Origin of the sequence: Paludisphaera rhizosphaerae (assembly GCF_011065895.1) — a bacterium.
GTDB classification, from domain to species: domain Bacteria; phylum Planctomycetota; class Planctomycetia; order Isosphaerales; family Isosphaeraceae; genus Paludisphaera; species Paludisphaera rhizosphaerae.
In genome coordinates, this window is sequence record NZ_JAALCR010000022.1 from 96,032 (window position 1) to 121,278 (window position 25,247).

Below are 25,247 nucleotides of genomic sequence, written 5' to 3' on the forward strand. Positions count from 1 at the left end.
GCCGCGTCGCGATTCGAGCCGCGAGGCGCAGTGTCGGCACGGACGAGATATTTGTGGGGAGCGAGCGGACGGTTCGCACAGGTGTCGCGTCCGGGGGAGACTCGCGCAGCCGTACCTCGATCATAACACCCAGCCGGTCGCCTCTCCAATCCGCCCTCGGAAATCGAGAGACGAAATGACCAAGGCGAGCGAGGTCTAAAGAATCCCTCGCTCCCAGAAGGGAGTGCAACGGGCCCAGACTCGTCCGGCGATATGGTCGACTTCGACCAGGACGAACTGTGAACGCATCTCGCCGGGACGGACGTTGGAGCCCGGGTCGATCAAGACATGATTGCTGGGAACGCGGAACTCCCAGCGTCGCCCGCCGGCGGGAATCTTGACGACGGCCTCGTTCTCATCCACGAGGCAATGCTTCCCGTCGTACACAACCAGTTGGCCGGGCACGGCGACGACTCTGACGGCGCTCTGAATTTCGGGCGTCGAACCATCCAGCCAGACCCACTGGCCGGGTGCTGGAAGGCGATCCTTGTAAGCGAGGCGATTGACCAGATACGACCCGTCTTGAGGATCGGGTCCATAGCTGGGCCAGGCGATCAAGGTCAGCGTCCCGAAAATCGGCGCGTGCAAGGCTAGGCTGAGTCCGCCCCCGGTGACAGCCAGAACCGGCGTGGGGGTGAGGCCCGAAAACGGGTTCTGCCGGACCGCGTCCACCCAACTGAAGGCCTGAAAGAAGATCGAAGCGAGGAGGAAGAACCACGTCGCCGGATTTCCCCAAAGCAGCAGGACGGTCGCCATCGACGCCAGATACAGGCCCGCCATCACGGCTCCGCGCGTCCGCCGGCCGCCCGTCCATTGCGGGTAACCCGGGAAGAGAAAGCTCAGCCTCGGCACGTTCGGGGAGAAGGCCGGGAAGACGCCGGACCCGCCGGCGGCTTTGCTGGAATGGACGGCGTTTACGGACTTCATGCAAGTCGCCTGGAATCTGCCTCAGGTGGGGGGGGAGCGATCGAGCGAGGGGTGAAGAGGGCCATGTCGAAACCCCGCTTGAGAGGGGGCTCGCGTCCTCTCAATCGCCGTCATCTTGCGCCAAGGGAGCAATCAAGTAAAGAGTACACTGATTCACCCAAATCTCTTCCTTAAATCCCCCTTAAATCCAACGGATCGGTCCTGATTTCTACTCCGATTTCCTTGAGAGAGGACGGGAAGTCGAAACAAAGTCTTTCGTCGCACTGGGCCCGGCGCATATACTAGTTGTGGCGAGTCGGATGTGCCTTGACGGCTTCTGGACGATTGTTAGGATGGTTCGTCCTGGACGCTCGCGAGCCTTCCCCTGGATCGATCCCGATCCCGCATCAAGCCGCCGCCGGCCTTCCTGCTTGATGCGACCGCTTTCCCACGGCTGGACGACGACCCGTTTCTGGAACGGCGGGTCGCGCGGCTCCCTTCTCGATGAGATCAGCGTGCGGTTCCTACAGTCGCGGGGATGGCGTTCCACCCTCCCAGCGCCCGTTGAGATGTAATCGGACCATGGAAAACCTGAGAAACCTGCGGAACATCGGCATCTCGGCCCACATCGATTCGGGCAAGACCACGCTGACCGAGCGGATGCTGTACTACACCGGCCGCACCCACGTGATCAAGGAGGTCAAGGGTGAAGGCGCGGTCATGGACCACATGGAGCTGGAGAAGGAGCGGGGGATCACCATCACCTCCGCCGCGACCACGGTCCGCTGGAACGAGAACGAGATCAACATCATCGACACGCCCGGCCACGTCGACTTCACCGTCGAGGTCGAGCGTTCGCTCCGCGTGCTCGACGGGGCGGTCCTGGTCCTTTGCGCCGTGGCCGGCGTGCAGTCCCAGTCGATCACCGTCGACCGCCAGATGAAGCGGTACAACGTCCCGCGGATCGCGTTCATCAACAAGATGGACCGCACCGGCGCCAATCCGGCCAACGTCATCAGCCAGCTGGAATCCAAGCTCGGGCTGACCACGCTGCCGCTCCAGATCCCGATGGGCGCCGAGTCGAATTTCCAGGGGATGATCGACCTGATCGAACGCAGGGCGATCTACTTCGACGGCGAGAAGGGCGAGGACGTCCGCTACGAGGAGATCCCCGCTGAGTTCGCCGACGAGGCCGCTCGCGCCCGTCAGGGGATGCTCGAGGCGCTCTCGATGGTCTCCGACGAGATCATGGAGCTGCTGCTGGAAGAGCAGGAAATCCCGATCGACCTCATCCACAAGACGATCCGCGAAGGGACGATCGCCCAGCAGCTTTGCCCGGTGATGGTCGGCACGGCTTACCGCAACAAGGGCATCCAGCCCTTGCTAGACGCCGTCTGCCGCTACCTCCCGAGCCCGCTCGACCGCGAAGTCTTCGCCAAGGACAACGACAACGGGATGGCCGAAGTCCCGCTCGCGCCCGATCCTGAAGCCCCGCTCGTCGCCATGGCGTTCAAGCTGGTCGAGGAAGCGTTCGGCCAGGTCACGTACATGCGGATCTATCAGGGAACGCTCCAGAAGGGAACGTTCTACTACAACTCGCGTCAGAAGAAGCGGGCCCGCATCAGCCGCATCCTTCGGGTCCACGCCGACCAGAAGGAAGACATCGACGCCGCGACGGCCGGCGATATCGTCGCCGTCATGGGTCTTGAGTGCGCCACCGGCGACACGTACTGCGCTGAGGGGACGAACCTCTCACTCGAAAGCATTTACGCCGCCGAGCCGGTCATCGACCTCTCGATCCAGCCGAACAAGCGGGCCGACTACGACAAGCTGTCGAAGGCCCTCAACCGGTTCATGCGCGAGGACCCGACCTTCCGCGTTCACGTCGATCCGGAAACCAGCGAGACGATCATCTCCGGGATGGGCGAGCTCCATCTGGAGATCTACGTCGAGCGAATCCGTCGCGAGTACAAGGTTGAGTGCACCGTCGGCATGCCGAAGGTGAGCTATCGCGAGGCCCCGACCCGCGAGACCGCGTTCAACTACAAGCACAAGAAGCAGACCGGCGGCTCGGGCCAGTACGCCCACGTCGTCGGCAAGCTCGTGCCGCTCGATCCCGAGGCTCCCGAGCCGTTCGTCTTCGAGAACAAGGTCACCGGCGGCCGCATCCCGACCGAGTACATCCCCTCGGTCGAGAAGGGCTTCCGCGAGTCCATGCACAAGGGCCCCGTCGCCGGCTACGAGGTCATGGGCGTTCAAATGGTCCTGGAGGACGGCTCGTACCACGACGTCGACTCCTCGACGATGGCCTTCGAAATCGCCGCCCGCGACTGCTTCCGTGAGACGTTCCGCAAGGCCGACCCGGTCCTTCTCGAGCCGATCATGCTCGTCGAGGTCGAGGTCCCGACCGAGTTCCAGGGGCCGGTCACTGGCGCCATCTCCTCCAAGCGAGGCGTCATTCTCGGCACCGAGAGCCGCTCGGGCTACACCGTCATCTCCGCCGAGGTTCCCCTCAGCGAGATGTTCGGTTACTCGAACGACCTCCGCAGCATGACCCAGGGGAAGGGGGGCTTCTCCATGGAGTTCCTCAAGTACCAGAAGCTCCCCTCGCGGTTCCAGGAAGAGATCGTCAAGCGGGTCCAGGCCGAGGCCAAGGCCACCGCGAAGGCCTGATTTTCACTTCCTCAAAGTAGCTCGATGATAAAAAAAGGCCGCCGGGTCACCGGCGGCCTTTTTGTTTATTCAGGTGCAAGATATCGCCGAGTCATGCTGTAAATGACTTAATATTGGTTATTTTAAATAATCGGCCGCCCGCTGGACAAACCGATCCGGTCGCCGTGTAATGCCCCTTGGCGTTGACCCTCAGAGTGTTGTTCGATCTCTGGGTCCACGTCGTGCGTGGTCGACGCTGTTCGGCCGCATCGCACCCGGTTCGTGCTCCGGGGTTGCATCCATTAAGTCTTTCCATCGCCCCAGCGGGGGGGGCCGGGTACCCTCGCGCTTTGAGGAGGCTCCCTCATGCGCCGTCGTGGGTTTACGTTGATCGAACTGCTCGTGGTCATCGCGATCATCGCCGTGCTGATCGCCCTGCTGCTGCCCGCCGTTCAGGCGGCTCGCGAAGCGGCTCGCCGGATTCAGTGCACGAACAACCTGAAGCAAATCATGCTCGCCGTTCACAATTACACCGACGTCAACGGCGGCCTGCCCCCCACCGGAAACGCCGGCACGGTGAATTCGCGGACGGCCAACGCGAACGACTTCTCAGTGAATGCCCGGCTGCTCCCTTACATGGAGCAGCAGACCCTCTACGCAACGCTCAACGTCTCCGTGGGTTACAACCTCGAACACAACGGCACGGCTTCTTCGACGAAGATTGCGACCTTCCTCTGCCCATCCGACGGGACCACTGTCGCTCGGGGACTTAGCAACTACCCTGGGCACGACTTCGGCGATTGCAACTACGGTAACAGCGTCGGAACGCTTCACACCCTTTACGGCGGAACGTTTGACGGGCCGACGTACATGACTGGAAAGAATGCAGCCAACTACGGCGGCAACGTGAGCCTCGCCTCGATCACCGACGGTACGTCGAATACCGCGATGTACAGTGAGTGGGTCAAGGGGCCGTTCTCGGTCAAACCCGGAAAGCAGATGGTCTACACCATTGCGGTCACCTACACGCCGCCCAGCACGCCGGCACCTTCCGCTGGTCCGACTGGCGTCTCGGACACCCTGCGCTCGCTCGGAGCCAGTTGCCAGGCGTCCACAACGATCGGCGCTCAGACCTCCAAAGGGTTCTGCTGGGCGTCGCAGGGATGCGGCGTGGGCGGATGCTACAGCCATGTCAACACTCCGAACAAACAGTCCTGCATCTTCAGCAACATGAACGCCAACTATCCAGCGACGTTCGATTACGCTGCGGCGACTCTCGTCGGCGCGGCCTCCTATCACTCCGGCGGAGTCAACGTCGGCTTCCTGGACGGCTCGATCAAGTTCGTCAAGGACAGCATCAGCCCGGCGACCTGGTGGGCCGTCGCTACGAGAGCCGGCGGCGAGGTGATCAGCTCCGACGCCCTCTGAGTCCCGTCTCGGCGCGGTGTTGCCTTTCCTCGACGCGGCCTCGCAAATATTGGTGGCTTGAACATTTCTTAACCCAGACGCCGGCTCGCCGATTGACGCGGAGGCCGGCGTCTGTCATAACGGCGCGTTATCCATCTCTCACGCAACTCGGCGTACGCTCCTGACGGAATCGGAGGGATTCGCGCCATGTTAAACCGTGCTGCCTCTCTGCCCCTGTCTGATCCGACGAGGCCTGATTCGACGGTCTCCTCTTCCAACTCACCATATCGAGCCGTCGCGGCAGGGGTTCTGATCCTGGCTGTTGGTGTTCCGATCAGCCTTCTCGTTCGCCGACTCTGCCAGGAATGGGCGACGCTGAGGGCTGAAGAAAGCGCGGCGGCTTCGAGCACCGTCGTGGGCTATCCCAACATTTACCCCATCATTTCCCAGGCTTCCCGTCCGCAACCCTGGCGACGGGTCGAGGGAGGGGAGATGTTCGTGTGGTCGGGATGGAAGCAGGGGGAGGGCCACCGTTGGTTTAAGCTCGTCAGCGGCGACTGCGATCCGGCGGCCATCGGCGATCCAATGGGCCGGGACGTCGCTCTCTCGATCGACTTCCCGGCGGTGGAAGTCGGCGGCGGTAAGATCTGGGAACGAATCCCGGCCGACGCCGACATCGTCGGCATGTCGATCGGCAGGACCGCTTGCGCCTATCCCAAGGCGGTCTTGGCGAAGGTCTTGATCGTCAACGACGAGATCGACGGCGTGCCGATTCTGCTGCATGACGACCCGTTCATCAGCCAGCGGCAGGCGGACATCGCCGTGTTCGACCCCCGACTCGACGGCCACCGGATCACCATGGGAAGCAGCGGATTTACGGTAGCTGGGCATCACGTCCTCTACGACCGCGGGACGGAGAGCCTCTGGATCGATCGCGGCGAAGGATTGACGGCTTTCAGCGGGAAACACAAGGGTCGGACGCTGCCGTTGGTGAAGCGGCTGGATGTCACCTCCTGGGGCGAGTGGCAGGCCGACAACCCCTCTTCACGGCTGGTCATTGGCTCTCTTGACCGCCATCGGGCGCTTCCCTCCGAGTGAATGGCCTTGCGACCCGAAGCTCGCCTCCGTCCACGGTCGTGCGGATCGACCCGGTGCCTCCTTGACGAAGGGCGTCCGGGTCGCTAACTTGGAACTTTGCAAGAATATACGTTTGTGAACGCCTGCAACGGCGGGCTTGCGTGATTCCGCGCTCGTCGTCGGCCGTCGTTTACCCGTTCAGCGGCCCTCCCGAGCCGCGTCTGCGCTGGACGCGACCGGCTCCCTCCCTCTCCCCAGTAGAGGCGTGCACGCAGGTTTCGAGGCCCCCCGGCTTCGTCCTCGCTAGAGGCCGTTGGACGTTCCCCGCCCGGTCCCTGACCAGGAGTCATCGATTCCGATGTCCACGTCCAAGTCCAAGTACGTCTATTCCTTCGGCGGCGGCAAGGCCGAGGGGCGCTCCGACATGAAGGAGCTGCTCGGCGGCAAGGGCGCGAATCTCGCCGAGATGAGTTCGATCGGCATCCCCGTTCCTCCCGGCTTCACGATCACCACCGAGGTCTGCCACGAGTATTACGAGGGGGGCAAGAAGCTCCCCGAGGCCGTCAAGCCTCAGGTCGAGGAAGCCCTCCTGCACGTGGAGAAGATCGCCGGCAAGAAGTTCGGCGACCCGAAGGATCCCCTCCTGGTCAGCGTTCGTTCCGGCGCCGCGCTGTCGATGCCGGGCATGATGAACACGATCCTCAACCTGGGCCTCAACGACGAGTCCGTCGAGGGTCTGGCCGCCAAGACCGACAACCCCCGGTTCGCCTACGACGGCTACCGCCGCCTCATCGACATGTTCGGCTCGACGGCCATGGGCGTCGACCACGAGCACTTCGAGCACGAACTGACGGCTCTCAAGAAAGAGAAGAACGTCAAGCTCGACACCGACCTTTCTGCCGCCGACCTCAAGGAACTGGTCAAGCGGTACAAGGCGGTCTACTCCAAGCACGTCGGCGAAGGCTTCCCGCAGGATCCCAAGGACCAGTTGTGGAAGGCCATCATGGCCGTCTTCAACAGCTGGATGGGGAACAAGGCGGTCCAGTACCGCCGGATCGAGCGGATCACCGGCCTGAAGGGGACGGCGGTCAACGTTCAGGCAATGGTCTTCGGCAACACGGGCGGCGACTCCGGCACCGGCGTCGCCTTTACCCGCGACCCGAACACCGGCGAGGACGTCTTTTACGGCGACTACCTCATCAACGCCCAGGGCGAGGACGTGGTGGCCGGCATCCGGACGCCTGAGCCGATCTCCAAGCTGCACGAGGAGATGCCCAAGGTCTACGGCCAGCTGATGGACATCCGCAAGAAGCTGGAGACCCACTACAAGGAGATGCAGGACATCGAGTTCACTGTCGAGAAGGGCACCCTGTACATGCTGCAGACCCGGACCGGCAAGCGGACCGGGTCGTCGGCTGTGCGGATCGCCGTCGAGATGGTGAAGGAAGGGCTGATCGACGAGAAGACCGCTCTGAAGCGGGTCAACCCGGACAGCCTGAACCACCTGCTGCTCCCGCAGCTCGACCCCAAGTCGAAGGTCAAGGCCGTCGCCACCGGCATCGCGGCCAGCCCGGGCGCCGCTTGCGGCAAGGTCATTCTCTCGGCCGATGCGGCCGTGGCCCATCATGAGGCCCACCCGAACGACGCCATCCTCCTGGTCCGCAAGGAAACCAGCCCCGAGGACGTCGCCGGCATGCACCTGGCCAAGGGCATCCTGACGGCCACCGGCGGCAAGGCCAGCCACGCGGCGGTCGTCGCCCGCGGCTGGGGCAAGCCCTGCGTCGTCGGCTGCGACGCCATCCACATCGACGAGAAGAAGGGCCAGATCACCATCGGCGATCAGGTCGTCAAGGTCGGCGACTACCTGACGATCAACGGCACCAACGGCGACGTCATGGTCGGCCAGGTTCCGACCGTCGACCCCAGCATCTCCGGCCACTTCGCCGAGCTGATGGGCTGGGCCGACAAGACGCGGACCCTCAAGGTCCGCACCAACGCCGACGCCCCGGCCGACGCCAAGAAGGCCCGCGAGTTCGGCGCCGAAGGCATCGGCCTCTGCCGCACCGAGCACATGTTCTTCGAAGGCCAGCGCATCGTCGACATGAGGAAGATGATCCTCGCCGACGACACCGCCGGTCGCGAGAAGGCCCTCTCCGCTCTGGAACCCTACCAGCGCGAGGACTTCGTCGGCATCTTCGAGGCGATGGACGGCCTGCCGGTCACCATCCGCCTCCTCGACCCGCCGCTCCACGAGTTCCTCCCCCACGACGAGGCCGGCCAGTCCGAAGTCGCAAAGCAGCTCGGCATCCCCGTCGAGAAGGTCAAGCGCCGCGTGGAGCAGCTCCACGAAGCCAACCCGATGCTCGGCCTCCGCGGCTGCCGTCTGCCGATCAAGTTCCCCGAGATCGGCGACATGCAGGTCCGCGCCATCCTCGAAGCCGCCATCGAGGTCAAGAAGAAGGGCAAGAGCGTCCTGCCCGAAATCATGATCCCGCTCGTCGGCACCGTTGAGGAGCTGGCGATTTTGAAGAAGAGGGCGCTCGCCGTCGCCGAGCAGGTCTTCAAGAAGCACGGGACCAAGGTCGAGTTCCTCATCGGGACCATGATCGAAATCCCCCGCGCCGCCCTCACGGCCGACCAGATCGCCGAGGAGGCCGAGTTCTTCTCCTTCGGCACGAACGACCTGACGCAGCTCACCTTCGGGTTCAGCCGCGACGACATCGGCTCGTTCATGCCGGCCTACGTCGACCAGAAGATCCTCCCGGTCGACCCGTTCCAGACGCTCGACCAGAAGGGCGTCGGCCAGCTCGTCGAGGTGGGGACGCAGCGGGGACGCAAGGCTCGCAAGGAGAAGCACGACCAGCACCTGAAGGTCGGCATCTGCGGCGAGCACGGCGGCGATCCCGAGAGCGTCGTCTTCTGCCATAAGGTCGGCATGGACTACGTCTCGTGCTCGCCGTTCCGCGTGCCCATCGCCCGCCTCGCCGCGGCGCAGGCCGCCCTCGGCAACGTCTCGCGCGACAAGTGATCGAGCGACGACCTGAGGTCGGTTGGTAACGGCAAGGCCGTCGGACTATGGTCCGACGGCCTTGTTTTTGGTACCTCCGATCGGTCACCATCGACGGACGGCCGCCAACCTCCCTCCGCAAACCCCGCGAGACGTTGCAATGACGACCCGCCTCAGACACGCCCTCTCGGTCTCCCTCGGCCTTCTGACGGCCGCTCCCGCCGTTCACGCTCAGCAGGCCCCGGCCGTTCTCACGGGCAAGGCCGCCCAGGGAGACTGGACGACCGACGCTCCCGGCGTCCGCCGCAAGATCACGGTGGACGACCTCGCCCCGCCGTTCGACACGGAGTCCGCCCAGAACCACCCCCGGGTCGTGAAGCAGCCGGAAGGCGCCTGGCCGAAGGCTCCGGAAGGGTTCGAGGTTACGAAGTTCGCCACGGATCTGAAGCAGCCTCGGGTGATCGTGACCGCTCCCAACGGCGACTTCTTCGTCGCCGAGAGCGCCGCCGGTCGCGTGCATGTCTTCCGCGACGCCGACGGCGACGGCAAGCCCGAGGCTTCGGAGACTTTCGCCGCCGACCTGAAGCGGCCGTTCGGCATCGCCTTCTATCCGCTGGGCGCCGAGCCGAAGTACGTCTACGTCGCCAACACGGATTCGGTCGTCCGCTTCCCATACGCGAACGGCGACCTCAAGGCCACCGGCCCGGCGCAGGTGATCGTCGAAAGCATCCCCTCCGGCAACGAGAAGGTCGGCGGCGGCGGCCACTGGACCCGCGACCTTCAGTTCTCGCCCGACGGCAAGACCCTGTTCGTCTCGGTCGGCTCGCGGTCGAACGTCACCGACGACGCCTCCGAAACGCGCCGCGCCGACATCCTCGCCTTCGACCCTGAGGGCAAGAACGAGCGGATTTACGCCTGGGGCATCCGCAACCCGGTCGGCCTGGCGATCGATCCCGCGACCGGCAAGCTCTGGACGTCGGTCAACGAGCGCGACGGCCTCGGCGACGACCTCGTCCCCGACTACATCACCCACGTCGAGGAAGGCGGCTTCTATGGATGGCCGTGGTACTACATCTCCGGTTCCAACCAGGATCCTCGCCACAAGGGGAAGCGGCCCGAGCTGAAGTCCAAGGTCATCGTCCCCGACGTCCTCGTGCAGGCGCACTCGGCGTCGCTGGACCTGACCTTCTACGACGGCGCTTCGTTCCCCGATGCGTACAAGGGCGACATTTTCGCCTCCGAACACGGCTCCTGGAACCGCGCCCGACGCACGGGTTACAAGGTGATCCGCGTTCCCCTCGAAAAGGGCGTCTCCAGCGGCGTCTACGAGGACTTCCTGGTCGGTTTCGTCACGCCCGACGGCAACGTCTGGGGTCGGCCGGTCGGAGTCGCCGTGGCGAAGGACGGCTCTCTCATGGTGACCGACGATGCTTCGGGGACCGTGTGGAGGGTCGCCTATGTGGGTAAGAAGTAAGTCGGTCGGGCGGCTGCGGCGAGCTTTCACGTTGATCGAGTTGCTCGTCGTGATCGCGATCATCGCTGTGCTGATCGCGCTGCTCCTCCCGGCGGTTCAGGCCGCCCGGGAGGCCGCTCGGCGGATGCAGTGCGTCAACAATCTGAAGCAGATCGGGATCGCCCTGCACAATTACCACGGTGCGTTGGGCGGCTTCCCGGTCGGCTTCTTGTCGCCGTCCGGGCCGGTGCCGGCGACCACTTCGGTTTCCCAGTATCGCTGGTCGGCCCTGGCGCAGCTGTCTCCATTCCTGGAGCAACAGGCGATTTTCCAGGCCCTGAATTTCGACTACGCGATCGCCTACAAGCCGGCCGGCGGAGCGCTCTTCTGGCCGTTCCACCCCGTCAACTCCACGGCGATGGGGACTCGCGTCGCCCTGTTCCTCTGCCCGAGCGACGGCGCGCCGGCGCCGGCCGACGACTCGGGGCCGACCAATTACGCATTCTGCAGCGGCGACGGCTCGAACGGCGGCGAGGCGACCGGAGCGAACGGCCTCTTTATCCTGGGACCCTCGCTCGCTTTCCGTGACGTCCTCGATGGTTCGAGCAACACCGCCGCGGTCGCCGAGCATCTCCTCGGAACTCCCGGTCCCTATTCGCAGACGACGCCGACGCCGCTCCCGGCCCAGCCCGCTCGCGCATCGGCCCGAGCGGCGGCTCCCCTCGACGATGCTTCCTGTGCGGCAGCGCCTCTCGGATGGTTATTCAACAAAGGGGCGGGCTGGTGGGACGGGAACTACTTGAACACCCTCTATAATCATCACGAGCCGCCCAACAGTAAGCGGCCCGACTGCATCACGTACCACAACCCCGGCTGGACGGCCGCCAGGAGCATGCATCCCGGCGGCGCGAACGTCCTCTACGCCGACGGACACTCTGCCTTCGCGACCGACGGGATCAATCCGGCGGCCTGGCGGGCCGCGTCCACGAGGGCGGGTGGGGAAGTCGTCTCGGGCGCGTTCTAAGAGCGCCTCCGTGAGAAACTCCCCCTGGGGAGAAAACCCGGACCGCGACGGCGGGTCTGTCTTGCAGTCGCGGTTTCCGGATCATTGTCGCCAGGGAGTAAGTGGATGGATGGCATGGCCGTCGAGCAGGAAGCAAGTCCGACACCTCCGGCGGTCGTTCACGATCCCGCCGCAACCGTAGCGACCGGAGAGGACCAGGCCGCCCAACGACGTCGCGAGTTGATGTTGGTCTTGATGCTGGCCTCGGTCCAGTTCACCAGCATCGTCGATTTCATGGTCGTCATGCCCCTCGGGCCGGAGTTGGAGCGTGTTCTGGGGCTCAATGAAGCCCAGTTCGGCCGGGTCGTCGCCGCATACACGGTGGCGGCGGGACTCGCCGGTTTCGCGGCCTCGTTCGTGATGGATCGCTTCGGCCGTAAGTCGGCGTTCCTCACGCTCTACGCCGGCTTCTTGCTGGGAACCTTGCTCTGCGGCCTGGCCTGGAGCTATCCGACGCTCGTCGCCGCTCGACTGGCGACGGGGACGTTCGGCGGGATCCTCGGTGGGCTGGCGTTGGCGATCGTCGGCGACGTCGTGCCCGAGAGCCGTCGAGGCTGGGCGACGGGGATGCTGATGACGGCTTTCGCAGTCGCCTCGGTCGTTGGGGTGCCCGTAGGCCTGGACCTGGGGCTTCGCTTCGGCTGGCAGGCGCCGTTCCTCGTCCTGGCCGCTCTCGGCACCCCGATTCTCTTCGTGGCGATGCGGGTTTTGCCGCCGCTTCGAGGACACATCCACCGTGGCGAACCCGTGTCGCTCGCGCGCAAGACCGTGGAGATGTTTGGCCACGCGAACCATCTGCGGGCGTTTGCACTGACGGTCGCGGTAATGTTCGGCGGATTCACAGTGATCCCCTTCATCAGCGTTTACCTGGTCCGCAATGCGGGGATCAGCCAGTCGCAGTTGAAGTGGATCTTCGTTTCGGGCGGGGTGTTGACGCTTTTCGGCGCCCCCTTGATCGGCCGCGCAGCCGACCATTTCGGCAAGCTGCCGGTCTTTCGCGTGGTCGCGTCGGCGGCGATGGTCATGCTGATCGCGATCACGAACCTGCCGCACGTCTCCATCCTGGTTGCGGCGTCGGTATTTGGCCTGCTGATGCTTTGCAACGCAGGCCGGATGGTGCCGGCCATGGCGATGATCACGGCCAGCGTCGAACCCTCGAAGCGCGGCGGCTTCATGAGCGCGAATGCGGCCGTCCAGCACCTGGCGGCTGGAGTCGCGGCCGACTTCGCGGGTTCCTGGATCCTGGGCAAGGCGGCCGACGGCTCGCTGCTGCACTTCGACCGCGTCGGCTATTTCGCGGCAGCCTGCACGCTCGGGAGCCTCTGGCTGGCCGGCCGCCTTCGTCCAGCGAAGGCGACGCGGCCGTCCTCTGAGGTTCAGTCGGCTCCCAGCGTATAGTGCTCGCGGGTCGTCGCGACAGCTTTCCGCCAGCGCTCCAGGGCCTTATTCCGCCACTTGTCGTCGCGAGTGGGATCGAACGTCTTGCCGCCGGAGGCAAGCAACGCGAGCGCGGCCTCGCGGTCGGGCCAAACTCCGGCGCCCAGGCCCGCCAGAAGAGCTGCCCCCAGAGCCGTTGACTCGGTCTCCGGGCTACGGCGAACCGGCCGGCCGAGGACGTCGGCCTGGAAGCCGAGGAAGGCGTCCGAACGTGACATCCCGCCGTCGACGTTCAGACCGGGCAGCTTCTCTTTGAGGTCTTCCTCGATCGCCTTGATAAGGTCGGCGACCTGGAAGGCAACGCCCTCCAGCGCGGCCCGGGCGATGTCGGCCAGGGTCGTCGCGCGGGTGAGGCCGTAGAGCGTCCCTCGCGCCGCGGGCTGCCAGTGGGGTGAGCCCAGTCCGGTGAACGCCGGGACGAAAACGACCTCGCTCTCCGGGTCGCCCTTCAGGGCCAGATCGCCGATCTCGGGAGCGGAGTGGATGACCTTGAGCCCGTCTCGGAACCACTGCACGGCGGCGCCGGCGATAAAGACGCTCCCCTCCAGGGCGTACTGGGCAGGTTCGTCGCGGATCGTGGCCGCTCGGGTGGTCAACAGGCCGTGGGCCGAGGGGATAATCCGCGAGCCTGTATGAGCCAGCAGGAAGGCTCCCGTGCCGTAAGTGCACTTGGCCTGGCCCTCTCGGACGCAGCCCTGGCCCATGAGCGAGGACTGCTGGTCGCCGGCGACGCCCGTGATCGGGATGCCGTCGGGGAGGTAATCCAGGCCCTTGGTCCGGCCGAAATCACCCGCGCTGGGACGAATTTCGGGCAATAAACGCCTGGGAACTCCGAAGACCTCGCAGAGTTCGTCGGACCATTGGTCCGTTTCAAGGTCCATGAGAAGCGTGCGTGAGGCGTTGGTGGAGTCGGTGAGGTGCTCGCCTCCGGTGAGGTGCCGGATCAGGAGGGTGTCGACCGTCCCCGCCGCCAGTTCGCCGGCCTCGGCCTTGCGCCGGGCGCCGTCCACGTTATCCAGGAGCCAGGCGATCTTGGTGGCCGAGAAGTACGGATCGATGACCAGGCCGGTTTTCCGGGAGATCCAAGACTCCTGGTCGCGAAGCCGGTTGCAGGCTTCTGCGGTCCGGCGGTCCTGCCAGACCAAAGCGGGGGCGATCGGCTCTCCGCTGGCCCGATCCCAGACGATGGTCGTCTCGCGCTGGTTGGTGATGCCGATGGCCGCGATCTGCTCGGCTCGCACGCGGGCGTTGAGCAACGCGGTGGTGACTTCGGCGCCGACCGAGGCAACGACGGTTCTCGCGTCGTGTTCGACCCATCCTGATCGCGGATACGAGGGCGGGATCTCCTCCTGCCCATGCCCGACGGGACGGAGATTCAGATCGTAGACGATCACGCGCGTGCTGGTCGTTCCTTGATCGATGACGAGCAGGTGGTCGCGAGCCATGGGAGAGGACCTCGAACCGAGTGGACAGTGGTCGCTGGAGCGGTCCCCAAATTAACATGCTGTGAAGGCCGAGTCGCCAGGCTGGAAAGCTTTCAAACGAGGTCGAAGTCATGCCCCCATCAACGGTCGTCCCCCTGGCCGGCATCGCCCTCCCGGCGATCATCGTCCCGCTCGTAATCTTCGCCAAGCAGGCGGGGAACAAGCGATACTACCGTCACCTGGAGCGAATGGCGGCGATCAAGGCGGGCGTTCCGCTGCCGGAATCCGCCCCGCTGCCCGGTCCGGGCGCGATCGTTGCGATTGGCGCCGGCGTTCCGATCGCGGCCGTCTTCGGGGCTCTGCTGGCTACCGCCAACCTGCCCCAGTTCAACGACGATACGGTGCCGCTGGTGGCGATTATCTGGAGCTTTGCGCTGCTGATCGCGCTGGTGGGACTGGCGACGGCCCTCGTCCTGAGCGTCATGCTCCATAGGGCCCATCGGCGGACGGCGGAGACGTCCCAGCCGTCAACCAAGCCGGCCTATGACCCGGACATGTTCGAGCCTGCCGGGCGTCATTTCTGAACGCCGCGGACTGAGAATCGCGATCGTCTCCATCAACCAGGTCATCCCCACGCCCGCCCAGACGGCCATCAGCGGCTCGATCGGGATGTGGAACCGGGCGGAGACGATCGTCAGCGCGTGGAACAGGCTGATCGCGGCTGCCGTCGCGATCAGCGGGATGAACCGCCGCCGCATTCCTGGTCCGGCGGTGGCCAGGCCGAGCAGGGCCAAGCCCGTCAGGGCCAGGTGCGACGCGCGGTAGACGAGGACTCTGGACCGAGGATTGGTCTCGTCGAACAGCCAAAACGCGCGGAATCGCCTGAGGCAGAGCCCGGCGTATCGAGCGGGGTCGCGACGAATGTCATCGATCGCTCGTCGCAGAAGGACGCGGGAACGCTCGGGCTCGGGAAGCGTCCCCAGCCATCGGCGATCCTCCTTCGTCAGCGCAATGTCGTCGATGTAGCCGGCGGTATGGCGAGCCTTCCAGATCGTCTGGTTGTACGACGCAAGATCGCCGGTCTGGCGAGCGTCGTTCATAACGTTCTCGACTGAGGTACGGACGACCTTGTCGGTCCCTTCGCTGATGGCGCAGTTGCCCTGCCAGAAGGCATAACCGAACGTGCTCTTGATGGGGACGAACTCCCCGTGGATGTATGCGTTTCGGATGACCCAGGGCGTGATTCCAAGAGCAGCGGACACGATGACGACGGCGCTGAGACGCCAGACTGGCCGTCGGTTTGTCGCCGCGTTCGTGAGGAAGAGCGCCGCCAAAACGCCGAGGCCGACGAGGCTCAGAATCGGGTCGGTCAGCGCGCAGATCGCCAGCAGCAATCCGCACCCGACGGCGTCGCGCGTGCGTCTCGTCTCTGCGAGACGCGTGGCCCAGACGAGCGTCCAGACGACGAGCGTCGCGGCGAGCAAGGCGACCTGAACGTGCGTGGCTGCGTAGACGAGCGTGGGGTGGAACGCCGCGACGGCCGCCCCCCACCAGGCGACGGCCGGTCGATCAGGCGAGATCCATCTGGCGAGTCGAAAGACGCCCAGGACCATCAACCCGCCCAGGAGCGCCTGACCCAACTCCAGGATCAGCAGCGCCTGCGGCTGATCGACCCCGCCGACAGCGTAGGCCGCCGCGACGATCAAGGGATACATCGGCGCCTGCTGTGAAGTCGGTCCGTCGGCGCCGAGGAAGTGCATCGAGAAACCCCGCCCGGCGACGAGCGACGCGGCGATTTCGCCGTGCTCGTAGGTCGATCTCGGGACGTGGTGGCTCTGGAGCACGAGTACAGCGGCGGCCCGCGCGAGGATCGCCGTTGCAACCAGACCCGCGAGCCATCGCTCTCCTCGCTTCACAGCCTTCTCCCTTCGGTGGAACCAATCACCGTCCATGATCCGTCGCCGGCGCGCGGCGATCATGATGGAGGAGGCCAGGATGGTCAACGTCGACCGCCGAGGATAGGCTCGAGGAATGATCCGTCTGGCCGACGACCTGGAGCTTCTCCGCGGGTTCCCGCCGTACGCGTTCAACGTGTACCTGATGGGGGGAGTCCTCGTCGACGCCGGCCCGAGGCAGGCCGTTCGGCGGATTTTGCGGCAACTCCAGGGACGGACGATCCACGCCCATGCGTTGACGCACGCGCACCCCGACCACCAGGGAGCCAGCCGCGCGGTCTGCGAGACCTTCGGGGTCCCGCTCTGGTGCAGCGAGGCCGACGCCGAGGCCGCCGAGACCGAGGGGCTCATCATGGCACGGATGCCCCCCCACTGGCTGAGCCGGGCCGTCGGTCCCTACTGGACCGGCCCGCCCTATCCCGTGGCTCGAAGACTCCGCGAGGGGGACGAGGTGGGGGGATTCAGGGTCATCGAGACGCCCGGACATACGGCCGGCCACATCTCCTTCTGGCGCGAGTCCGACCGGACGCTCGTTCTGGGAGACGTCGTCTCGAACATCCACATCTACACCGGTCTACCGATGCTCCGCGAGCCCGAGCGATTCTTCTCGCTGGACCCCATGGAGAATCGGAGGTCGGCGAAGCGGTTGGCCGAGTTGGAGCCGCGATTGATCGCATTCGGACACGGACCGCCATTACGTAATCCGCGAAAATTCGCGGCCTTCGCAGCTCGACTTTCCGTTTGAAGTCGAAAACACGATCGATCTTGCCGGTTTTCCCGATTTCGATTGAAGTGCCGCCGGCCGACGGCCGATCCATCATCTACGAAGCAATTCTTGAAGCGCCCGCTGCTGCGCATTCAGCGCCCGGCGAGCAGGATCGGACGATTCGCATCGAGACCGCTCGCTTGGCATGGATGCCGCGACCGCGGTCGAGGCCGGCTCACGACTTGATGGGGAGGGGCGACGTAGGGCTCATGCGCAGACGAGGGCGCGAAGTCCTGGCGATTCTGACGACGTTCGCGACCTGGGCGGCGACCCTTGGCGCGACGTCCGATCACGCCCATGCCGGCGAGGAGACAGTCGCGCGCCCCGCAATGACCGTCGAATTGACCTGGAGCGTTCCTGGCACAAACGAGCACTCCCCAGCACTCGTGCCGCCGCGCCAGGACGTGACGCTCGAGGTCGTCGACGGCCGTCCGCTCGAGGCCGTCGCCTGGCCCTGGGATGCGGATCCCGATGCAGGGGGGCCGGCGCCTACGCCTTCAGGGGCCTGGCGGCTCGGCTCCGAGGCCAAAGGTCGCGTTCGCGTGCGGCTTGAAGCCAGCCCCAACGCAACGCTGGTGGTTCGACGCGGCGACCAGACGATTCGGATGACGGTCGCCGCGATTCTGGAAGGAAGTCCAACGCCGCCGTCTCCTGGGTTGAACGTCACAGTTCAGCGCCTCCCCTGGGACGCTCTGGCGATCGACTTCGGCCCAGGGGCCGAGAACGGCGTGGCGGCCCCAGGAACCGCCGTGCCGGTTACGATCGGATATGACATTCTGCAGCAGGACGCCGCCGAGGTGACCGTCCGGACGACGGCCGTCCTTCGTCCCATCGGCAAGGCCGAGCCAGTCTGGCAGTTCGAACAGCGCGAGGTCTTACCCGCGAATCTCCCCGAGCCGCCGTCCCGCCTCTGGTCGGTCCCGGCTCCGGCTCGCGAGGGTGCCTACATTTTGGAGGTTCAGGCGGCATGGGAAGCGGCCGGGCCTCGTGAAAACTCACGCATCAGCCGGTTGATCCGGCGTCGAAAGACCCCGGGAAACGTCGGTTCGGCGTCGCGCCGGGTTGTCCTGGCCGTCGTCTCGCCTCAAGTCGCCAACCCGCCTGCGATTCTGGGTGCGGCGGATTCGTCGGCGCGAGCGACCGAGGTCGATTCGCTCGATCTTGGGCGTATCCGCAACGCCCGATTTTCGGCGTTCGGCCGTTCTCCGACGACGTCGGCAGGCGGCGTCTGGGAAGTTCCCGCTGAGCTTCTCATTGATGCCTCACGACGTGAGAAGGAGCGGGAATGGTTCCGCGGTTTCATCGGCAAGGCCGGGGCGGAGCCCGCTCGGCTGGGCGCGGCCGACCCCTCTGGGCTCGCCTGGTCGGCCGTCGCTCTGCGCTCCACTCACCCGGATAAACCCCATCGGCTAACGGCGACGGTAACCGCCGGCGATGCGGCCTCGCTCGGGGTGATGATCCTCGACCCCGGATCAACCGACCGCCGGCCGCGGGTTCTCCTGGACGCATGCGGCGGAGGAAGCACGGGGAACGTGCCGCTTGAGTGGATCGTTTGGCCGGGGTCGACCGAGCCAATCCTGATCCTTCTCAACCGGAGTCGCGAATCGGACGTCACGGTTGGGACCGTCCGCCTGAGCGAGTTAGAGCCGTCGACCTCAGGCGAACCCACCTCGTCGGAGGTCGGTTCGCGAGCGATCGGCGTCCACCTCGGAGAGGCTGGCGCGCTCGAAAGGTTCGTTGCGTCGAACGAGCAGGGAATTGACGACTCCCTGGCGACGGCCGAAAACCTGGCCAGCTATCTCGCGACCTGCGGAGCCAGGTTCGTCGTCTTGCCCGATGGGCTCGCCGAACGAGGACGCCGACGAAGGCTCGCAGGCCGTCTCACGGAAGATCCAACAGGGCCCGACCGGTTGGAGGTGATCCTCCGCGTTCTCCAGCGTCGAGGGATGACGGCCTGGCTGGAGCCTAACCTGAGAAAGCCTGGCGCTCTCCGCGATCTGCCGCCACCGGAATCCGCTGAGGCGACTCAACAGAGCCTGACACGTATCGGCCCCAGCGGCGAGGCCGAGGAGGGGGTGTACCAGCCCTTGCATCCCCGTGTTAGGGAAGCGCTCAAGCGTCGGGTCGTCGAGGTTGTGACGGAGCGCGGCGGTCAACCGGGGTTCGCCGGCGTGCTTGTACGTCTGGGAAGCGGGCCGACGCTCCTTGGCACGCCCGACTCGGGGATGGACGACGACACGTTCTCCCGGTTCGTCCGCGAGACGTTCGGAGCTGGCGTGGCCCGGGAGATCCCGGGTCTCGACGCGAACGACGCGGGCCGGTTCAAGGCGCGAGCCCAGTATCTGGCCGGGGTTGGCCGAATGCCGTGGCTGGCCTGGCGATCCAAGGCCGTGGCCGGACTTTACGCCGAATTGACCGAGGCAGTTCGGAAGGCCGCGCCGACTGCGGTTTTGGCCCTGTCGACGCCGACGCTCGACGACGGTCCGTCTGGGGCCGAGGCTCGCCGCGTCGACCTGGCGGGCCTTCCGCCCAGCCAGGCGTGGAGAAGCCTGGGCCTGGATCTCCGTGACTGGGGCGCCGTGGCCGAACCTCCCGTCATGTTGCGTGGGGCGAATCTATCCGACGACGGCCTCGCCCGCGACCTGGCCGCGCATCCGGACCTTGACTCCCAGATCGTCGGCTTCCCGCGCCGCGGCTTTCTCCTGCTGACGGAGCCGGCTTCCGCGGGACCGGACGGAGGTCGACCCTCGGCGACGGCCGTTCCGAACGGGGACGGTGCAGCCTCGGAAGGGCCGCTGGCCCACGCGGTCTCCGCCCTGGACGCCCAGTGGATCGTTCTGGGCGCGACGACGGTCGCCGGCCGGGAGGAACGCGTCCGGCGGTTCGCCCAGACGTTCGAACGCCTTCCATCCGAAGCTCGGGCCGCGGTTGAGCCAGCGGCTGGGACCAAAGAATCAGGAGTCGTCGTTCGCTCGCTTCCCGAGAAGGGGCGGACGGTCTTCGAGATCGTCAACGACACGCCATATGCGATGCGACTCGGCGGCGTCGTCCGGGGCGACGATTCGGCCGTTGTGGAGGACCTTGGTCGGAACGTCAAACTGGCGCCGCAGCCGTTCGAGGGGGGCAGGAGGCTGGTCGTCGACCTGGCTCCCTTCGGCCTCACGGTCGTCCGCGTCGGAGCCGGTGGGACGACGCTCGACAAGCCGACCCTTTACCCCTCGCAGCCGGTTGTCGCCTCGATGGAGTCTCGGGTCAACGACATCAACGGCCAGCTTTCCGCGCTCAATCGGGGCGCGTCCAATCCAATCGTCGAACCTCCCAACGCCGGGTTCGAGCAGGAGCCCATAACCCCCGCTTCCGCGACGGCGGGCGAGGGGCAGGCCTCCTCCGCGCCGGGGGGATGGAGGATCGATCGTGGCGTCCGTAGCGCGGGGCTCTCCATCGACGAATCCGCCCCCCACTCGGGGAGTCGGTGTTTGAAGTTGGAGACCCGTCAGGGGTCGGCCTCCGTCCTCAGCGGCGACTTCTCTCCGGGGGAAGGTTCGACGCTGCTCGTCCAGACCTTCCTCCGAGCCGACAAGGAAGGAACCTCTTTGCGAATCTGGATCGAAGGCGAACGCCGGGGAGAACCCTACGCTCGTCGGTCGGACGTCGTCGTTGGGAAGGACTGGCGGCCCCTGGTCGTCAAGGCGTCCGACCTCCCCGTCGACGGTCTGGAGACGGTTCGGCTGCGGTTTGAGTCGACGGCTCCAGGATCGGTGTGGATCGACGACGTCCGCGTTCGCGGCGAGGTCGCGCCCAAGGCGGTCAGGCTCAACGCCCAGCGAACTCTTCTGGCGGCTTTGCAGGCTTATCGCGAACGGCGGTACGCCGAGTTCACGCGACTGGCCGATTCGCATTGGGCCCGGCATCCCGGCGTCATGGCGCTGGTTCGGGGCGAGCGTAATGCGCCAGCGGCCGACGATTCCGCCAAGGCGACGGAAGCTTCTGCCCTACCACCCGACCGGGCGCTGAGGTAAGATCGTCGAGCCCGTTGGAGAACGGGCCCGCCTTGCGTTTCTCGCGAACGTGGCGAACCAGGGCCGCGGCCGGAAGAGGAGGAGACGCCGTTGTTCGTAGCCTGCAGCACCCTTTGCTTTGCGAACGAGCCTCTGGAATCGGCGCTTCGCCACATCGCCGAACTGGAGTTCGACAAGTATGAGTTGGCCGTCGTCGAGGGCGGCCGCCACCTCAGGCCCTCTGAGGTCGGCGAGGATCCCGAGTCGGCTCTGCTCGGACTCAAGCGCGGGCCGGCGCTGATTCCGTCGTCGCTTTATATGGACTTCGGGCCGGTCGATTGGTCCGACCCGGTCCAGAAGAAGCGGTTCGACAACCACTGCCGGTTTGCCAAAGGGCTGAGCGTCGCGGTCCTCACGCTGACCGCCGCGCCGGCGGGGACGCCCTTCGAGCAAGAAGTGAAGCGGTTGACGGCCCTGTCCGCCACCGCGATGCGCGAGGGCCTCGTCCTCGCGATGCTGACCCACCGCGAAGCGATCACGGGCGACCCCGTGGCCGCCCTCCGACTCTGCAAGGCCGTCCCAGGCCTGGCCCTGACTCTCGACCCCAGCCATTTCATCGGCGGGGGCGTGAAAGAATCCGACGTCGACCAGCTTTTCCCGTATGTCCAGAACACGCATCTGCGCGACACGGGGAAGAACGCGGGCGAATTCCAGGTTCGGATCGGCCAGGGGCAGATCGAGTACGCCCGGATCGCCAACCTCCTCAATCGCGCCGGGTATAATCGGGCGCTGACGGTCGCGATCCTGGACCTGCCCGAGAACAACTTCGACCGCGAGGTCGAGGTTCGGAAACTGAGGCTGCTGCTCGAAACCCTCCTCTGAGCGCCCCATGCGCGAGTTGACCGCAGGCGACGCCGCGGACTATCTGCGAAGCTCCGGAAGGCTCCCGGCCGGCGTCGCCGTCTCGGTTCGGGAGTTGAGCGGCGGCGTCTCCAACCTGGTCCTCCGCGTCGACGCCGAGGACCGCCCGCCCTTCGTCGTCAAGCAGTGCCGCGAACGGCTTCGCGTGGCCCTTGAATGGCGGGCGCGGCTCGACCGGATCTGGGTCGAGCACGCCACCCTGCGCGTGCTTGGCGAGTTGTTGCCGCCCGGGGCCGTACCTGAGTTGCTGTTCGAGGATCGCGACGAGTATCTCTTCGCGATGAGCTGCGCCCCGGACGACTCCGAGACCTGGAAGACGCGGCTCTTGCGAGGCGACGCCGACCCAGCAATTGCCGCGGCGCTGGGGGGCTACCTGGCGACGATCCACTCCGACGCCCCAAACCATCCGACCCGCGACGCATCGCTCGCCGATACATCCCTGTTCGACGAACTGCGCGTCGATCCCTACTACCGGACGACGGCCCGAGCCCATCCCCGGCTCGCTCCCCAGTTCGACGCCTTGATTGCGGCGATGGAGCCGCCGATCGAACGTCGCGCGCTGGTCCTGGGCGATTTCAGCCCCAAGAACATCCTGGTGCACTCCGGCGGTCTGGTTCTGCTCGACTTCGAATGCGCCCATCTGGGCGACCCAGGGTTCGACCTGGGCTTCTTCATGAGCCACCTGGCGCTGAAACGGATCCACGGAGTGATCTCGGACGAGCAGTATCGAAGGCTCGCGGACGGTTTCCTTGGGACCTATTTCGAACGCCTAGGCGATCGCCTTGGCTCCTCGGAGGACGTGGAACGCCGGGGCGTCGCTCACACGGCGGCCTGTCTGCTCGCGCGCGTCGACGGCAAGAGTCCGGTCGAGTATCTTGATGGGCCCGGTCGCGAGGTCGCGCGGCGGTCGGCGTTGGCTCTCTTTGCTCAGGCCCCGGATCGCTGGGAGTTCCTGCATCGGGTCCTTGATTCCGAAGCGCGAGTTCATCCCCGGTGAAACGCCATGCCCGCTCTCCAGGCCTTGAAGGCGCGACAGGTTCTCGACTCCCGAGGACGTCCGACGGTCGAGGTCGACGCGATCCTCGCGGGCGGCGTCGCCGGACGCGCGATCGTCCCCTCTGGGGCGAGCACCGGGCGGCATGAGGCCGTCGAACTCCGCGACGGCGACCCCGCCCACTACGCCGGCCTGGGTGTTCGGAAGGCCGTGGCGAACGTCGGGAATGTGATCGCCCCGGCGATTCTGGGGATGGATGTTGAAGATCAGGCTGCCATCGACGCGGCGCTGCTGTCCCTGGACGGTACGCCGAACAAGGGGCGCCTCGGAGCCAACGCACTCCTGGGCGTCTCGATGGCCGTGGCGCATGCGGCGGCCGCGGCTCGCGGAGAGGAGTTGTTCGTCCATCTGAATCGACTCTGGAAGGCGAAGTCCGAGGGTCTGGATCCCTCGATCCCTCGTGAGCCCTCGCTGCCGCTGCCGATGGTCAACATGATCTCCGGCGGCCTGCACGCCGGTCGCAACCTGGACATTCAGGACGTTCTGTTCTTCCCCATCGGCGCTGGGAGTTATTCCGAGGCGCTGGAAACGATCGTGGCGATGTATCGAGCCGTCGGCGCCGAGTTGGCGAAGCTCGGCGCGGAGGCGACGCTCGTCGGCGATGAAGGGGGCTATGGCCCGAAGCTGCGCGACGACGAGCAGGCCCTCCAGGTCGTGACCGACGCGATGCTGGCCTGTGGCCTGACCCCCGGACGCGACGGGGCGATCGCCCTCGACGTGGCCTCAACCCATTTTTACGACCCGGCGACCGGCGCCTACCGACTGACCGGCGTTCAGAAGCCGATGACCGCTGATGCGATGGTAGAGATGCTCGCCCGCTGGACGGATCGCTATCCGATTGTCTCCATCGAGGACGGCGTCGCGGAGGACGATTGGGAGGGGTGGCAAGCTTTGACAAACCGGCTTGGCGATCGCGTTCAACTCGTGGGAGACGATCTCTTCGTCACGCAATCGGCTCGGATCGCTCAGGGCGTCGAGATCGGCGCGGCCAACGCCGTGCTCATCAAGGTGAACCAGGTGGGGACGCTATCGGAGACGCTGGACGCCCTGGTTCTATCGCGGCGGTCGGGCTATCGTCCGGTCGTCTCGGCTCGCTCGGGCGAGACCGAGGACGCGACGATCGCGGACCTGGCCGTCGGCACGGCGGCGGGCCAGATCAAGATCGGCTCCGTCGCGCGTTCCGAGCGGCTCGCCAAGTACAACCGGCTGCTGAGAATCGAGGAAGCCCTCGGCCCGAACGCCCTGTTCGCGGGCCGAGGGGCCTTATGGCGCGGGAAGTCAGGCAGCATTCTGGCGTGATTCAGGACGGGCGGAAGTCTGGTGTCGCGTTACAATAATCACTGTTGAGAAATGAGCAAATGTCTCAATGGATGGGGGTTAGCCTGAGACGCGAGCGAATGCCGGACTGCTTGGTTCCGGGGGAGGCGAAATATGGGAACGGGCAGGCCATACCACGTCACGTGGCCGCGCTTTCCGAGTTCTGTGAACGAGCCGGCCTGACCCGGTTGGACCATTTCATAGTGGATCATTGTGCCTTGGTTGAACGGGCCTTGGAAGCGGCAGCCTGGGTCGAACCGGAGTCACCTGAGGAGGAGGTGACGGGTGAGGACCCCGCTGGTGCAGCCTACTTCGTGAGCCGCATGGGAGAGGGAGGGAGTTGGAAGCGTTACGCCGTCAACGACAGGACCGATCCCGAGTATCTCGCCTCACAGAAACGTTACGAATGGATCGTGGAGGAGGTTGAGAAAGGGAAACCTTGGTTCGATCCGATGGATGGGCTTCGGACCGTCCGTGGACTGATTGAGATGGCCGAAAAGGGCATCCCATTGGCTTGGAGGGAGGAGGCGGCGGACAGGTTGAGAAGTCGCCTCATTGAGGCAGGTATGGAGCCGGGAGATGCTAAGGAGATGTACCCGCGACCTGTTGGCGATTACCCTTTCCCACTATGGGATTTAAGAACTTTCGAGATGGAACTTGAATTCGCGGTCCAAATCGAAGACTTATTTCACTTCACTATCTCGTACTGATTCCTCCGATTCCCCCCCCCCCCCCCCCCCGACAGCGAATTCATCGCGCCCTGGACTTGCA

Annotated in this window: 17 protein-coding genes; 14 read left to right on the forward strand and 3 right to left on the reverse strand. The window is 65.5% G+C overall.

What is annotated here, in order from left to right; translation table 11 throughout:
* Window positions 1–195 precede the first annotated feature (195 nt).
* Window positions 196–966, reverse strand: a complete 771-nt coding sequence (locus G5C50_RS24215; RefSeq protein WP_165073546.1) for a hypothetical protein — start codon at window positions 964–966, stop codon at window positions 196–198.
* A gap of 561 nt (window positions 967–1,527) precedes the next feature.
* Here G5C50_RS24215 and fusA point away from each other — a divergent pair.
* The 7 genes from fusA to G5C50_RS24250 all read left to right on the forward strand — a co-directional run bounded on the left by fusA (window position 1,528) and on the right by G5C50_RS24250 (window position 13,002).
* Window positions 1,528–3,618: an elongation factor G gene (fusA, locus tag G5C50_RS24220; RefSeq protein ID WP_165073547.1), complete on the forward strand. Its 2,091-nt coding sequence runs from the start codon at window positions 1,528–1,530 to the stop codon at window positions 3,616–3,618.
* Between the two features lie 345 nt (window positions 3,619–3,963).
* Window positions 3,964–5,025, forward strand: a complete 1,062-nt coding sequence (locus tag G5C50_RS24225; protein WP_165073548.1) for a DUF1559 family PulG-like putative transporter — start codon at window positions 3,964–3,966, stop codon at window positions 5,023–5,025.
* A 471-nt stretch (window positions 5,026–5,496) separates the two neighbouring features.
* Entirely contained in the window at window positions 5,497–6,102 is a 606-nt protein-coding gene (locus G5C50_RS24230; RefSeq protein WP_165073549.1) for a DUF3179 domain-containing (seleno)protein, read from the forward strand.
* 337 nt (window positions 6,103–6,439) lie between these two features.
* On the forward strand, window positions 6,440–9,109 hold the full coding sequence (gene ppdK / locus G5C50_RS24235) for a pyruvate, phosphate dikinase (protein ID WP_165073550.1): 2,670 nt from the start codon (window positions 6,440–6,442) through the stop codon (window positions 9,107–9,109).
* Window positions 9,110–9,248: 139 nt separating this feature from the next.
* On the forward strand, window positions 9,249–10,562 hold the full coding sequence (locus G5C50_RS24240; RefSeq protein WP_165073551.1) for a PQQ-dependent sugar dehydrogenase: 1,314 nt from the start codon (window positions 9,249–9,251) through the stop codon (window positions 10,560–10,562).
* Window positions 10,546–11,565, forward strand: a complete 1,020-nt coding sequence (locus G5C50_RS24245; protein ID WP_165073552.1) for a DUF1559 domain-containing protein — start codon at window positions 10,546–10,548, stop codon at window positions 11,563–11,565. Before G5C50_RS24240 ends, G5C50_RS24245 begins: the two co-directional genes overlap by 17 nt.
* A 105-nt stretch (window positions 11,566–11,670) precedes the next feature.
* Window positions 11,671–13,002 carry an MFS transporter gene (locus tag G5C50_RS24250; RefSeq protein ID WP_165073553.1) on the forward strand — a complete coding sequence of 444 codons (1,332 nt, stop codon included), beginning with the start codon at window positions 11,671–11,673 and terminating at the stop codon, window positions 13,000–13,002.
* On the opposite strand, the gene glpK is transcribed toward G5C50_RS24250, so the two are convergent.
* Complete coding sequence (glpK, locus tag G5C50_RS24255; protein ID WP_165073554.1) at window positions 12,981–14,486, reverse strand: glycerol kinase GlpK; 1,506 nt, start codon at window positions 14,484–14,486, stop codon at window positions 12,981–12,983. The genes G5C50_RS24250 and glpK overlap by 22 nt on opposite strands.
* Window positions 14,487–14,596: 110 nt before the next feature.
* Between glpK and G5C50_RS24260 the strand changes: the two genes are divergently transcribed.
* Window positions 14,597–15,049 carry a hypothetical protein gene (locus G5C50_RS24260; protein WP_165073555.1) on the forward strand — a complete coding sequence of 151 codons (453 nt, stop codon included), beginning with the start codon at window positions 14,597–14,599 and terminating at the stop codon, window positions 15,047–15,049.
* On the opposite strand, the gene G5C50_RS24265 is transcribed toward G5C50_RS24260, so the two are convergent.
* The gene (locus G5C50_RS24265) at window positions 14,993–16,381 is read right to left on the reverse strand and encodes a glycosyltransferase family 39 protein (RefSeq protein ID WP_165073556.1); all 1,389 of its coding nucleotides are present in this window, start codon (window positions 16,379–16,381) and stop codon (window positions 14,993–14,995) included. The genes G5C50_RS24260 and G5C50_RS24265 overlap by 57 nt on opposite strands.
* 115 nt (window positions 16,382–16,496) lie before the next feature.
* Here G5C50_RS24265 and G5C50_RS24270 point away from each other — a divergent pair, with 115 nt between their 5' ends.
* The 6 genes from G5C50_RS24270 to G5C50_RS24295 all read left to right on the forward strand — a co-directional run bounded on the left by G5C50_RS24270 (window position 16,497) and on the right by G5C50_RS24295 (window position 25,186).
* Window positions 16,497–17,165, forward strand: coding sequence for an MBL fold metallo-hydrolase (locus G5C50_RS24270; protein ID WP_165073557.1), 669 nt, complete (start codon window positions 16,497–16,499; stop codon window positions 17,163–17,165).
* 230 nt (window positions 17,166–17,395) lie between these two features.
* A complete protein-coding gene (locus G5C50_RS24275; RefSeq protein ID WP_165073558.1) occupies window positions 17,396–21,205 on the forward strand; it encodes a hypothetical protein in 3,810 nt (1,269 codons plus the stop codon).
* A gap of 90 nt (window positions 21,206–21,295) precedes the next feature.
* Window positions 21,296–22,066, forward strand: a complete 771-nt coding sequence (locus G5C50_RS24280) for a sugar phosphate isomerase/epimerase family protein (RefSeq protein ID WP_165073559.1) — start codon at window positions 21,296–21,298, stop codon at window positions 22,064–22,066.
* A 7-nt stretch (window positions 22,067–22,073) separates the two neighbouring features.
* Window positions 22,074–23,102, forward strand: a complete 1,029-nt coding sequence (locus G5C50_RS24285; RefSeq protein WP_165073560.1) for a phosphotransferase family protein — start codon at window positions 22,074–22,076, stop codon at window positions 23,100–23,102.
* A gap of 6 nt (window positions 23,103–23,108) precedes the next feature.
* Window positions 23,109–24,458: a phosphopyruvate hydratase gene (gene eno, locus G5C50_RS24290; RefSeq protein ID WP_165073561.1), complete on the forward strand. Its 1,350-nt coding sequence runs from the start codon at window positions 23,109–23,111 to the stop codon at window positions 24,456–24,458.
* Between the two features lie 236 nt (window positions 24,459–24,694).
* The gene (locus tag G5C50_RS24295) at window positions 24,695–25,186 is read left to right on the forward strand and encodes a hypothetical protein (protein WP_165073562.1); all 492 of its coding nucleotides are present in this window, start codon (window positions 24,695–24,697) and stop codon (window positions 25,184–25,186) included.
* Window positions 25,187–25,247: the final 61 nt, after the last annotated feature.

Bases quoted from the DNA above. Each gene is read 5' to 3' on its own strand.
- eno (WP_165073561.1), top strand. From the start codon at position 23,109: ATGCCCGCTCTCCAGGCCTTGAAGGCGCGACAGGTTCTCGACTCCCGA.
- G5C50_RS24245 (WP_165073552.1), top strand. From the start codon at position 10,546: ATGTGGGTAAGAAGTAAGTCGGTCGGGCGGCTGCGGCGAGCTTTCACG.
- G5C50_RS24260 (WP_165073555.1), top strand. From the start codon at position 14,597: ATGCCCCCATCAACGGTCGTCCCCCTGGCCGGCATCGCCCTCCCGGCG.
- G5C50_RS24250 (WP_165073553.1), top strand. From the start codon at position 11,671: ATGGATGGCATGGCCGTCGAGCAGGAAGCAAGTCCGACACCTCCGGCG.
- G5C50_RS24275 (WP_165073558.1), top strand. From the start codon at position 17,396: ATGCGCAGACGAGGGCGCGAAGTCCTGGCGATTCTGACGACGTTCGCG.
- fusA (WP_165073547.1), top strand. From the start codon at position 1,528: ATGGAAAACCTGAGAAACCTGCGGAACATCGGCATCTCGGCCCACATC.
- G5C50_RS24225 (WP_165073548.1), top strand. From the start codon at position 3,964: ATGCGCCGTCGTGGGTTTACGTTGATCGAACTGCTCGTGGTCATCGCG.
- G5C50_RS24215 (WP_165073546.1), bottom strand. From the start codon at position 966: ATGAAGTCCGTAAACGCCGTCCATTCCAGCAAAGCCGCCGGCGGGTCC.
- G5C50_RS24240 (WP_165073551.1), top strand. From the start codon at position 9,249: ATGACGACCCGCCTCAGACACGCCCTCTCGGTCTCCCTCGGCCTTCTG.
- G5C50_RS24270 (WP_165073557.1), top strand. From the start codon at position 16,497: ATGATCCGTCTGGCCGACGACCTGGAGCTTCTCCGCGGGTTCCCGCCG.
- glpK (WP_165073554.1), bottom strand. From the start codon at position 14,486: ATGGCTCGCGACCACCTGCTCGTCATCGATCAAGGAACGACCAGCACG.
- G5C50_RS24285 (WP_165073560.1), top strand. From the start codon at position 22,074: ATGCGCGAGTTGACCGCAGGCGACGCCGCGGACTATCTGCGAAGCTCC.
- G5C50_RS24230 (WP_165073549.1), top strand. From the start codon at position 5,497: ATGTTCGTGTGGTCGGGATGGAAGCAGGGGGAGGGCCACCGTTGGTTT.
- ppdK (WP_165073550.1), top strand. From the start codon at position 6,440: ATGTCCACGTCCAAGTCCAAGTACGTCTATTCCTTCGGCGGCGGCAAG.